This is a genomic window from Bradyrhizobium prioriisuperbiae (assembly GCF_032397745.1).
Lineage (GTDB): Bacteria > Pseudomonadota > Alphaproteobacteria > Rhizobiales > Xanthobacteraceae > Bradyrhizobium_A > Bradyrhizobium_A prioriisuperbiae.
In genome coordinates, this window is sequence record NZ_CP135921.1 from 8,453,299 (window position 1) to 8,465,706 (window position 12,408).

Annotated in this window: 8 protein-coding genes; 2 read left to right on the top strand and 6 right to left on the bottom strand. The window is 63.6% G+C overall.

Annotated elements, in window-relative coordinates; all coding sequences use genetic code 11:
* Positions 1 to 3: 3 nt before the first annotated feature.
* Complete coding sequence (locus tag RS897_RS39270; protein ID WP_315834027.1) at positions 4 to 798, bottom strand: 5-oxoprolinase subunit PxpA; 795 nt, start codon at positions 796 to 798, stop codon at positions 4 to 6.
* Between the two features lie 296 nt (positions 799 to 1,094).
* On the opposite strand from RS897_RS39270, the gene RS897_RS39275 reads away from it, so the two are divergent.
* Positions 1,095 to 2,000, top strand: coding sequence for a LysR family transcriptional regulator (locus RS897_RS39275; RefSeq protein ID WP_315834028.1), 906 nt, complete (start codon positions 1,095 to 1,097; stop codon positions 1,998 to 2,000).
* Between the two features lie 12 nt (positions 2,001 to 2,012).
* On the opposite strand, the gene RS897_RS39280 is transcribed toward RS897_RS39275, so the two are convergent.
* Together RS897_RS39280 and RS897_RS39285 are read right to left on the bottom strand one after the other, a co-directional pair.
* Positions 2,013 to 3,869, bottom strand: a complete 1,857-nt coding sequence (locus tag RS897_RS39280) for an acetyl-CoA hydrolase/transferase C-terminal domain-containing protein (RefSeq protein WP_315834029.1) — start codon at positions 3,867 to 3,869, stop codon at positions 2,013 to 2,015.
* Between the two features lie 35 nt (positions 3,870 to 3,904).
* Entirely contained in the window at positions 3,905 to 4,606 is a 702-nt protein-coding gene (locus tag RS897_RS39285) for an SDR family oxidoreductase (protein WP_315834030.1), read from the bottom strand.
* 325 nt (positions 4,607 to 4,931) lie between these two features.
* Here RS897_RS39285 and RS897_RS39290 point away from each other — a divergent pair, with 325 nt between their 5' ends.
* Positions 4,932 to 6,344, top strand: a complete 1,413-nt coding sequence (locus RS897_RS39290; RefSeq protein ID WP_315834031.1) for a TolC family outer membrane protein — start codon at positions 4,932 to 4,934, stop codon at positions 6,342 to 6,344.
* Between the two features lie 6 nt (positions 6,345 to 6,350).
* Here the strand turns inward: RS897_RS39290 and RS897_RS39295 are convergent, their stop codons facing one another.
* The 3 genes from RS897_RS39295 to RS897_RS39305 form a co-directional block, all read right to left on the bottom strand.
* The gene (locus tag RS897_RS39295; protein WP_315834032.1) at positions 6,351 to 9,473 is read right to left on the bottom strand and encodes an efflux RND transporter permease subunit; all 3,123 of its coding nucleotides are present in this window, start codon (positions 9,471 to 9,473) and stop codon (positions 6,351 to 6,353) included.
* Positions 9,474 to 9,543: 70 nt separating this feature from the next.
* The gene (locus tag RS897_RS39300; RefSeq protein WP_315838894.1) at positions 9,544 to 10,683 is read right to left on the bottom strand and encodes an efflux RND transporter periplasmic adaptor subunit; all 1,140 of its coding nucleotides are present in this window, start codon (positions 10,681 to 10,683) and stop codon (positions 9,544 to 9,546) included.
* A gap of 297 nt (positions 10,684 to 10,980) precedes the next feature.
* Complete coding sequence (locus tag RS897_RS39305; RefSeq protein ID WP_315834033.1) at positions 10,981 to 12,378, bottom strand: CoA transferase; 1,398 nt, start codon at positions 12,376 to 12,378, stop codon at positions 10,981 to 10,983.
* Between the last annotated feature and the right edge of the window lie 30 nt (positions 12,379 to 12,408).

Sequence of the window (12,408 nt, forward strand, 5' to 3'; positions counted from 1 at the left end):
CACCTATTCGAGATGGGATTTTCGCGTGACTATCTCCGAGACAGGCGCGATACGGATGCCGTTCGAGATCAGCGTCTCGCGCAGGGCGCCGGCGATTTCGAGCGAGCCCGGGGTATCCGAGTGGAAGCAGATGGACTCGAACGCGACCCGGATCTCCTCGCCTTCGATGGTGCGGACCATGTTCGTCTCGCACGCGCGCAGCACCCTGTCCGCGACCGCGCGCGGGTCGAGTTTGTTGGCGTGGCGCGTGAACACAATCGATCCGGAGCGCTGATAATCGCGATCGGCATAGAATTCACGGATCGTCGGCTGGCCTGCTTCCATCGCGACGCGGTAGGTTTCCGAGATGTCCATGCAGAACACAAACGCATTCGGCGCCACGGTCTGCATCAGCCGGACGAACGACCTGGAGAGCGCCTCGTTCGCCGCAAGCTCCATATAGAGGGCGCCATGCGGCTTGACGTGCTGCAGATGGGCACCGTAGCGTCGGGCAAATTCGCGCAACGCGCCGATCTGGTAGACGATGTCATTGATGATCTCGTCGCCATTGCTGTCGATCCTGCGACGTCCAAAGCCCTGGAGATCGCGATATCCGGGGTGCACCCCGATGCCGACGCCGCATTGGGTGGCCAGGCGCACGGTGGCGTCCATCAAGGTGGGATCACCGGCGTGGAAGCCCGCCGCGATGTTCGCGGAGCTGATCAGTTCCATGATCTTGCCGTCGTCGGTACCACTGAGCTGCCACTGACCGAAGCCTTCGCCCATGTCGCAATTGATGTCCACGGCGGTGACTGACACGCAGTAAACTCCCCTCGACCTCGCCTCGCAGCGAACCGCAGCGGCTTCTTTTCGCGACCGATCGAAGGCTAGTCCTCGCAGCAAGCATTGAAAAATACTATTATCAGAACTCTATATTCTGATTATTTGATGCCACCGCTTATCCCAAGACAAATCCGGAAGCATTGAAAAGATGAGATTTTATTTGATGTTTCCTGTTCACTTCTTGGGCGGCACATGCGCAGCAAATCAGCATAATCTGATTTCCAGAATATGAAACGATCAAAAATCGATTGAGCAGAAGGACATCTCCCGACGTGTCGATCAGCTTCCGGCAAATCCGTTATTTCGTCGCAACCGCCGAGCAGGGCCAAATCACCCAGGCGGCAATCGCGCTTGCCGTTTCGCAGTCGGCCATCACGACCGCGATCAAGGACCTGGAGGCCACGGTGGGTGTCGACCTGTTCGTCCGCTCCCCACAGGGCATGGAGCTGACGGAAGCGGGCCGTCAGTTCATGTTTCACGCCTACGACATCCTCAACAAGGTGCAGGAGGTAACGACACTCACGATCCCGACCGACAGCGTTGAGGGAAGCCTGACCGTCGCGGCGACCTATACCGTGATCGGCTATTTTCTTCCCAACCACCTCGAAAAGCTGAAACGGCATTTTCCGAAGCTCGACATCCAGCTTATCGAACTCAACCGAGAGGCGATCGAGGAAGGTCTGTTGACCAACCGATACGACATGGCCGTATTGCTGACGTCCAACGTGCTGAATCCGGATTTGTCGACGGAAACGCTGCTCAGCTCCAAGCGAAGGCTGTGGGTCGCCTCCAAGCACCCTCTGCTTCAGCACGAGTCGGTCGGCCTGAAGGAGGTTTCGGCAGAACCTTACATCATGCTGACGGTGGATGAGGCCGCGCACACCGCTCTCAAGTACTGGAGCAAGACACCGGATCAGCCACGCGTGACGCTGCGCACCTCCTCCGTCGAGGCTGTACGATCGATGGTCGCGAATGGACAGGGCGTCGCGATTCTCTCGGACATGGTGCTGCGCCCGTGGTCACTGGAAGGACGGCGCATCGCAACAATCGTGCTGCGCGATCTCGTTCCCGCTATGGACGTCGGCCTCGCATGGAAACGCAACGCCAAGTTCACCCCCCCGATGGAAGTGTTCCGTTCCTATTTCCGGCAGGCCTTTTATTTGCCCACAGAGCGCTAGCTGGATTTACGATCAGGCTGCGCGCACGCGCCGCAGCGCCGCGCCAACCAAAGCGCGCATGGCCCGCTCGCCAAAGGTCTTCGGCCGGTCAAGTCCGAGCCGCGCCAGGCAATCCTGATCGTCACGCGTCATGCCGCGCCCCGACAGCCCCTGCCAGCCCAGTTCGGCCAGCGCGAGCGGTGATGCGGATGCCTCCCTCAGAAGCTTCAAGGCCGGGATCAACCGCTGTTCGACGTCGGTGAAATCCGTGCCGAACGGAAATGTTGGCAACAGGCCCGCGTCGCGGGCCGGCCTCAACGCCGCCGCGATCCGCTCCGGCGTGTTGTCGCGATACGCGGCGGGAATCTCGTAGCCGCGCGGCAGCTTGCCTGCGTCCTTGGCCTGGGTCATCAGCATACCCTGAAACCGTGAATCCGCGACCGACAGCATGGCGGCGATCACCTCGGCGTCGGACTTGCCGCGCAGATCAGCTACGCCGTATTCGGTGACGATGATGTCGCGCAGATGCCGCGGAATGGTCTGGTGCGCATAGGACCACAGAATGTTCGATGTCGCCTTGCGACCCGTGCCCCGCGCTGCCTCCAACGTCAGGATGGAGCGAGCGCCATCCAGTGCAAAGGCCTGCGCCACGAAATTGTACTGGCCGCCGGCGCCGCTCACCACCTGGCCGCTGTCGAGGCCGTCGGAAATCACCGCTCCCATCAATGTCGCCATCATGGCATTGTTGACAAAACGCGCATCGACCCGCGCCCGGCGCTTGGCCGCCTCGTCACCGTAAAGCTCGTTGGTGAACGACACCGGCGTCATGCGGATCTTGTCGAGATCGTTCGACGACATCTCACGCAACGCGCGATAGAAGGATTTTGGTCCGAGGAAGAACGCAGCATGCAACAGCACACCATCCACCTCGCGATTGATAATGCCGGCCTCGATCAGCGCCAGAAACGCCTCGAAGAACATTTCGCTGACGCCATAAAGTCCATCAGTGAAAGCGCCCGTCTCCCGCGGAGACAATTCCGGCGACAATTTTTCGACAAGGCCGCGAAACGCCTCGGGCTGGCGGTGACGCACGATCAGGCTTTGCGCCAGCGCATCGCCGACCTGGCCGATGCCGATCTGCAGGCTGCCGCCGTCGCGGACCAGCCCCGCGGCATGGAGGCCGATGGCATACTTGGTGTCGCTGATCGGCTCGGACGGCGGCGCGAACAGCGGAAAGTCGCAATCACTGCTGTCCAACACTGCATGAAATTCTTCTGCCGCGAGATCGCCCTCGCCCGGCATGAACGGCAATTCGGTATTCACCTGCGCGATCAGCTTGAACGCCGCGTGGCCCTCGCGCCGCGCCCGCAGCACATCGAGGGTGGTGTCGGTGTTGCAGCTCAGGCTGTAGCGTGGCACCCCATCGACGACTTTCTTCGCGACCAGTTGCGCCACCACATTGAGGCCGCGCGCCAGCAGGTAGGACGACGCATGGGTGTAGTTGGCGGAGATATAGCGCTGCTGCGCCGGCGCATTGTGGATCCATTGCCCCGCGAGAAAGAAGAACTCGATCACCTCGATGTTCGGCGGCAGTGTCCCTGCATGCAGGGCCCGCGCATAGGCGAGGTCCGGATAACCGCCGAACAGCCTGTCGATCACCGGCGCGATGAAACGACGCTCGAGGTCGACGCGGGGCCGCGGCTTCTCCAGTGTCAGTGCAGTAAAGATCGTCAGCCGGATGCTGCGGTCGGCAACGGCACGCGCGAACAATGCATTGATGACGTGGTTGGCCTTGCCGAGTCCCAGCGGCAGCCCGACGACGAGATTGGGACCGACGTCCCGGATGATCTCTTCCGCGATCGTATCGGCCTCGGAAAAGAATTTGGGCATCGGTCTCTCGTGCTGGGATTGCGAACGCGGCTAGCTTAGGCGCCGACGACCCCGACCGTCATGCCGCCACAGACATACAGCACCTGCCCGGTGATGAAGCCGCTGTCCTTGTGCAGGAAGAACGCAACGGAGTTGGCGATGTCCTCCGGCGTTCCCAAACGACGGACCGGCACGGCCTCGATGATGGCCTTGGTGCGCGGACTGTCGGCCGGATTGACCCGGTCGAACAGCTCGGTCTTGATCGGTCCCGGGCCGATCGCATTGGCGGTGATGCCATGCTGTCCCAGCTCGAGCGCCCAGACCTTGGCCAGTCCCTGCAGCGCCGCCTTGGAGCCAGCATAGACCGTGCGCAGCTCCTTGCCGAGTGCCGCGCGCGAGGAGACGTTGACCACGCGGCCGAAGCCTGCGTCCTTCATGCCGGGCAGCACAGCCTGCAGGCACTGCATGGCGCAGCGCACATTCAGGCGCATCACCACGTCGAAATCCTCCAGCGTCTGTTCTTCGATGGAGGCCGGACGCACGGTGCCGACATTGTTCACCAGACGCGTGATCGGACCGCCCTTCAGCGCCAGCGCAAGCGCCTCGGCGGTCTGATCGGCATCGGCAAGGTCGGCGATAATGCCGTCGCCGACACGGTCGATGCTGACAACATCGTAGCCATCGGCCCGGCATCGCTCCACGGTGGCCAGGCCGATTCCCGCCGCGCCGCCGGTGACCAGAACGCGTTCACGTGCCATTGCTGTGTCTCATCGTTGTTTCCTCCACGTCGGACTGCCATGCCGTCCGTGGCGGATTTGCAACGGAGAATGCTTTGTGAGAGCCAGCAGGCACTTGTAACTTTTCTACCCGCCAATTTCACCGTAGGGCTTTGAATGGTCAAGCGATTAGCTGAAATCACAAACCCTTGACTACAGTTCCGTGACACAGATTGTCACAGCGACAAAATTTCTCCACCGGATGGTTTGCTAGAGCTGCCAACCGTCTCTAAAGAGGTCCAGTATCAGGGGCATCGGCGGGGGCGGATGGATCCCTGCAGAGTCTGTTTGGGGTCAATACGGGACAATGGTCAGGCGTGCTTTGAGGAACGATCCCCGCAAGGGAGCCGTGCTTGGATTCGGCGTGGCTTTTGTCGTGCTCTCGGCGGCCGGGCTTGACGCCGCCTCCGCAGAGACCCTGCCCGAGGCGCTGGTGAAGGCGTATCAGGCCAATCCACAGCTGAACGCGGAGCGTGCTCGCCAGCGGGCTACCGACGAGAATGTGCCGCAGGCGCTGGCCGGCTACCGGCCCCAGATCATGGCAAGCCTGAGCGCCGGCCTGCAGCAGGTCCGCGACCTCCTGCCCGGCAACAGCGTCGCCAACGTCACGCTGCGCCCCTGGACCATCGGCGTGACCGTGACGCAGGTGCTGTTCAACGGCTTCAAGACCGCCAACAGCGTTCGCGTCGCGGAATTCCAGGTCAAGTCCGGCCGCGAGGCCCTGCGCAATGTCGGCCAGGGCGTGCTGCTGGACGGCGTCACCGCCTACATGAACGTGCTGGCCAACCAGGCGCTGGTCGAGGCGCAACGCGCCAACGTCAACTTCCTGAAGGAAACCCTCGCCATCACCAAGCGGCGACTCGATGCCGGCGACGTCACCCCGACGGACACCGCCCAGGCTGAGGCGCGGCTGAGCCGCGGGCTGTCGGACCTCAACGCTGCGGAAGTGGCCTACGCCATCAGCAAGGAAACGTATGCCCAGGTGATCGGCCAGTCGCCGGGATCGCTGATTCCGGCCGAAACCGTCGACCGGCTGTCGCCAGCCACCCTTGCTGCATCGAGCACCGCGGCCCGCAGCGAGAACCCGGCCGTGATCGCCGCCAGCTACGACGTGGAGGTGGCCACCACCACCATCAGCGTGGCGGAAAGCAGTTTGTTGCCGCAAGTTTCGGTGCAGGGCGGCGTCAGCCGCAGTGTCGAGAGCGACACGACGCTGGGGTCGTTCCGCACCGACCAGGCCTCGATCGTCGGCGCGGCCAGCATACCGATCTATGACGGCGGCACGGCGGCGTCGCAGACGCGGCAAGCCAAGGAACTGGCATCCCAAAGCCGGATGGTGCTGGAGCAGATCCGCAACCAGGCGCGCACGGCGGTGGCCAGCGCCTGGGTCAGCAACGAAGGCACCAAGGTGGCGCTGCGCGCGGCCGAATCAGAGGTGAAGGCAGCGGGCGTTGCGCTGGACGGCGTGCGGCGCGAGGCACAGGCGGGCCAGCGCACCACCGTCGACGTGCTCAACGCACAGCAGGACCTGATCAACGCAAAAACCCGCCAGATCGTGGCGCAGCGCGACCGGGTCATCGCATCCTATACCCTGCTCAGTGCGGTGGGCCGGCTCGACGTCCGCACGCTGAACCTGAACACACCGGATTATCTGCCCGAGGTGCATTACCACCAGGTTCGCGACGCCTGGCATGGGCTGCGCACACCGGACGGGAAGTAACAGCCCTCAGCGCCCGCGGCGCGAGAACGCGGCGATCAGCACCGGCAGCGTGACCAGGATCATGATCGGCGCCAGCAGCATGCCGGTCACCACCACCACGGCCAGCGGTTTCTGCACCTGCGAGCCGATGCCGCCCGACAAGGCAGCCGGCAACAGGCCGATGCCGGCCACGGCGCAGGTCATCAACACGGGACGCATCTGCAACTCGCCGGTGCGGATCACCGCCTTGATGCGCTCATAACCCTCGTCGATCAGCTGATTGTACTGCGACAGGATGATGATGCCGTCCATCACCGCGATGCCGAACAAGGCGATGAAGCCGATCGCGGCCGAGACGCTGAACGGAATGCCACTGAGCAGCAGGCCGAGCACGCCGCCGAACACCGCCATCGGGATCACGCTCATCGCGAGCAGCGTGTCTCCCATCGATCCGAAATTGAACCACAGCATGGCGGCGATCAGCGCCAGGCTGATCGGCACCACGATGGACAGGCGCCGGATCGCGTCCTGGAGATTGCCGAACTCGCCGACCCACTCCAGCCGCGAACCAGGCGGCAACTGCACCTGCTCGTTGACCTTGTCCTGGGCTTCCTTGATCGCGCTGCCGAGATCGCGCTCGCGCACCGAGAACTTGATCGGCAGATAGCGTTCCTGCTGCTCGCGGTAGATGTAGGCCGCGCCCGACACCAGCTGGATGGTCGCGACCTCGCTGAGCGGAATCTGCGTCACGCCGCTCGGCCCCTGCGCGCCGATCCGCAGGTTCTGAATCGCTTCCGCGCTCTTGCGATACTCCGGCGCGAGGCGGACGATGATCGGGAAATGCCGATCGCTGCCCGGCTCGTAGATATCGCCGGCGCTATCGCCGCCGATCGCGACCCGGATCGTCGCATTGATGTCGCCGGGCGACAGCCCGTAACGGGCGGCGCGGGCGCGGTCGACGTCGATCTGGATGGTCGGCTGTCCGAGCGACGTGAACACCGACAGATCGGTGACACCGCGCACCGTGGACAGCACCGACTTGATCTTGTTGGCGGTGTTGGTGAGCGCGACCAGATCGTTGCCGTAGAGCTTGATCGAGTTCTCGCCCTTCACGCCGGAGACCGCCTCGGCGACGTTGTCCTGCAGATACTGCGAGAAGTTGAATTCGACCCCCGGAAACTTGTCCTGCAGTTTCGCCAGCAACTGGCCGGTCAGTTCGTCCTTGTCCTTGGTGCCGGGCCACTGGCTCGCCGGCTTCAAGGGCGCGAAAAACTCCGCATTGAAGAAGCCGGCGGCATCAGTGCCATCGTCGGGCCGGCCATGCTGGGAGACCACGGATTCGACCTCGGGCCGCTCCTTGATCATCTTGCGCATCTCGTTGACGTAGGTGTTGCCCTCTTCCAGCGAGATCGTCGACGGCAGCGTGGCGCGGATCCAGAGATTGCCTTCTTCCAGCTTCGGCAGGAATTCGAGCCCGAGCAGCCGGATCGCCAGCGCGGTCAAAAGTACGAGGCCGACGGCGGCCCCGAGCATGATCTTCTGGTTGCCGACCGCCCAGCGCAGCAGCGGCATATAGAGGCGATGCAGGAACGCGACGATCCGCGTCTCGGTTTCATGCATGTGCGCCGGCAGGATGATGGCGCTCAGCGCCGGCGTGATGGTGAAGGTGGCGATGAGGCCGCCGGCCAGCGCATAGGCATAGGTGCGCGCCATCGGGCCGAAGATGTTGCCCTCGACACCGCTCAGGGTGAACAGCGGCAGGAAGGCCGCAATGATGATGGCGGCGGCAAAAAAGATTGAGCGGGCCACGTCGGCGGAGGCGCTGTAGATCGCGTGGCTCTTCATGCCCATCATGGTCTCGGGCGAGATCGCGGCCTCTTCGTCGCTGGACAGCGCCGTGGTCTGCGACAACCGGCGGAAGATCGCCTCCACCATGATCACGGTGCCATCGACGATCAGGCCGAAATCGATGGCGCCGACCGACAGCAAATTGGCGGATTCCCCGCGCAGCACCAGGATGATGACGGCGAAGAACAACGCAAACGGAATGGTCGCGCCGACGATGATGGCGCTGCGCAGGTCACCGAGGAAAATCCACTGCAGCAGAACGATCAGCAGAATGCCGACCACCATGTTGTGCAGCACGGTGTGGGTGGTGGTCTCGATCAGGTCCTTGCGGTCGTAGATGCGTTCGATCCGCACGCCCGGTGGCAAGATGCTGGAGCTGTTGATCGAATTGACCAGTTGCTCGACGCGCGCGATGGTCGGCGAACTCTGCTCACCGCGGCGCATCAACACGATGCCCTGCACGATATCGTTGTCGGCGTCCTTGCCGGCGATGCCGAGCCGCGGTTTCTCGCCGATCGTCACCGTCGCAACGTCCCTGACCAGGACGGGGTTGCCGCCGCTCTGCGAGATCATGGTCGAGCCGAGGTCGTCGACGGAGCGGATCAGGCCGACGCCGCGCACCACCGCAGACTGGCTGCCAATATTGACGGTGTTGCCGCCGACATTGATGTTGGCATTGCCGACCGCCTGCAGCAGCTGCGGCAAGGTCAGGCCATTGGCGACCAGCTTGTTGAAGTCGACCTGAATTTCATAGGTCTTGGTCTTGCCACCCCAGCCGGTGACGTCGATCACGCCGGGCACGGCGCGGAATCTGCGCTGCAGCACCCAGTCCTGCAGGGTCTTGAGGTCCATCACGCTGTAGTTGGACGGCGGCCCCACCAGCCGGTAGCGGAAGATTTCACCGATGGCGCTGAGTGGCGAAATCTGCGGCTGCACGTTGCCGGGCAGCGGCGCCAGCTGGCCGAGACGGTTGAGTACTTGCTGCTGGGCTTCGTCATAGGTGTAGTCGAACGAGAACTGCAGTTTGACGTCGGACAGGCCGTACAGCGAGATGGTGCGGATGGTGCGCAGGTTCTTGATGCCGGCGAGCTGGGTCTCGATCGGAATGGTGATGTAGCGCTCGATCTCCTCGGCCGACAAACCCGGACTTTGGGTCACGATGTCGACCATCGGCGGGGTCGGATCCGGATAGGCCTCGATGTTCAGTTGCCGGAAGGCGATCAGGCCGCCGATGAAGACCACGGCGAACAGGCCGAGCATCAGGAAGCGGCGCTTGACCGAAAGGGCAACGAAGCGATCCATTTAGTCAGGATCTTTCAGAATATTGCTGGAGTTTTCCGACGAAACGAACGTCTCGCCGCCACGGCTGGGACTAGCTGCCAGACGCCGCGCGGTCAATGAACAAGCTGCCCTTGGTCACGATCTTCTCATCGGGGGTCAGGCCGCTCTTCACTTCCACCAGGTCGCTGTTGGCAAGACCGACCTTGATGCTGCGCAGCTCGATCGACTTGTCGTCGTGTACGACCCAGACCCGCACCTGGTCGCCTTCATAGATCAGCGCCTGCTTCGGCACGCCGACGGCCGGCCGGTTGCCGCCGGAATAGATCGTCACATTGGCGAACATTTCCGGCTTCAGCGACGCATCGGTGTTGTCCACGGTGGCGCGCACCAGAAGCCGGCGGGTCGCCGGATCGATCGCCGCCGCGACATAGTCGATGCGGGCTTTGTAGGTGCGCCCGGGCGCCGACAGCACCGAGAAGGCGAGATCCTGGCCGACGCTGACGGAAGCCACCTCGCTCTCGCGCACATAGGCCGTCAGCCAGACCGTCGACAGATCGCCGATCACGAACACCGGATCAGCAGCGCCGGTGTTGATGTATTGGCCCGGTCCCACCTTGCGCTGCACGACGGTGCCGGCGAGCGGCGCATAGACCTTGGTCTCGGGATTGATCCGACCCTTGTCCTGAAACGTTGCAATCGCCTCGTCGTTGAAGCCGAGGATGCGCAGCCGGTTACGCGACGCCTCCAGCGCGGTCTCGGCCGAACGCATGTCGTTCTGCGCGCCGATCAGCGTCGCCTGCGACTGCTGATAGTCCTTCAGCGGCGCCGCCTTGCCTTCGAACAAGTCTTTGGCGCGCTTATCCTGAAGCTGCGCCAGCTCGAGCTGGGATTTGGCTTTATTGACCGCAGCGGCCGCCGCGACGAAATCATTCTGGCCCTGCACGGTGTCGGTGGCTTCGATGATCAGCAGCGACTGCCCCTGCACCACCTGATCGCCCGGGCGCGCCAACAGCTTGGTGACCCGGCCGGCGTAGGGCGAGAACACCGGGGTGGAGCGATCCTCATCAACCGCGATCTTGCCTTCGGTGACATTCTCGGCCCGGAATGCACGCTCGCGGCAGGGCTCGACAGTCAGGCTCGCCCATTCCGCAGCGCTCGGCGTGTAGCGCAGCAGGCTGCCCCTGCGGGACTGGCTCGACACCTCGAGCTGGCCATGGGAATTCGCGGCCATGCGCGTCAGGCCCACAGCCGTACCTGCTCCAAGCACAAGCAATGCGCCACCGACCAGCAACCGTTGCCGGTTCAGGCGCTTCAGCCTGTCGCCAATCTGCAATATGAACGAACGTTTATCTTGCACGGGCCGGTCTCTCGCAGGGCTGTTCAGCCCGCTAATAGGGCCGATTTGATGGTGCAGACAATCGAAAAAACACGGGGCAGGAAAGTAATTCGGCTAATGCTTACCGGACCAGCCTGAACCGCACCTGAACCACCTCCGAAGCGTCGCCAAACGGGCAAAACAGCGGATCGCTCACCCGCGCGTCGGCCACTGTGGTGGACTGCTGCCGAGCGGGACAGCGGGCCGCGACCAGGCCGCCGGCGTTTGTGACAGAATCGCGGAATGCCGGACCGCGACCAGCCGGCCGAACCCCGATTCAGCCTCCTCAACCACCGGCCTGATCGCCTCGCTTGTGAGGTCCGCGGTCGCAAGACCCTGCGGGAGCCGGCCCAGATCCCACTGCCAGCGTCCGGTCTGGGCCAGCGACACACGAACGTGCCAGCTGCCGCCTTCGCGCGACTGGCGCAGCCGCGCCATCATGGCACCGAAAGCCATCAGGTATCCGCTGGCGTGATCGAGGATCTGCATCGGCAGTTCCTTGGGTCCAGTTGTACCGGCCGCCACACCCTCGGCATGGTTGAAACCCGCCGCAGTCTGCACCAGAGAGTCGAACCCGCGGCGCCTCGACCAGGGACCGACATGCCCATAGGCCGACAGCGACACATAGACGATGCCGGGGCTGGCCTGCGCCACCTGTTCCGGCGAAAAACCGAGCGCCGCCAGGCCCTGCGGGCGATAGCCCTGGGAAAACACATCGGACTCCGCGAGCAGGCCGCGCAACGTGGCACGGCCCTCCTCCGTCGTGAGGTCAGCGGACGCCGACAGCTTGCCGCGTCCGGTATCGATCACCAGCCACGGGATCGCCGGCAGCTTCGGGCTCGACATCAGCATGACATCAGCGCCGTGCGCCGCCAGCGTGCGGCCGGCCACGGGACCGGCAATCACGCGCGACAGATCGAGCACGCGCAATCCGGACAGCGGACGATCGCCTGCGGGCCACGGGCGCGGATCGGCTTCACCGATTTTTTCGATGGTCAGGACCGGCAAGGACGCGAGCGCCTGGGCCTGTCCTGTGGCCGACCACTCATCATGGGAGCGCATCAGCGACACCACACAGCCGCCGGCATAGGCTGCGGTCTCGAAGGCTTCACCCTGCCACTGCATCAGGGCGCGCTGCACATCATCACGCTCCGGCTTGCAGGCAAGCACCTTGCAGACGGCGTCGCGGTGATGGGGGAAATTGGTGTGCAGCCGCACGAAGCGTCCGTCACCGGTGGTGTAGACACCGGCGATCGCATCCCACGCCGGCGGTGGCGGCTTGCCGTCGACGCGCAGGTAACGTTCACTGCGGCATTCAATCGCCGCATGCTGCAGATCAACAGCAACATTCTGCATTCGCCCAGAACGCGCCTGCCAGATGGAGGCGGCGGCGAGGCCCGCGGCTGCGATGGTGACTTGCGCCGCAGTGTCGACCCGGAACGACGACGGCAGCACCGACTCCGCCCCGCTCAGTGTGATCGAGCCGAGCACTGACGGATCACCGCCGGCCAGCGCCCAGAGCTCAGCGAGGATATCGCGATTGGTTTTCATGTCGTGTCGAGGATAACACGAACGCATCGA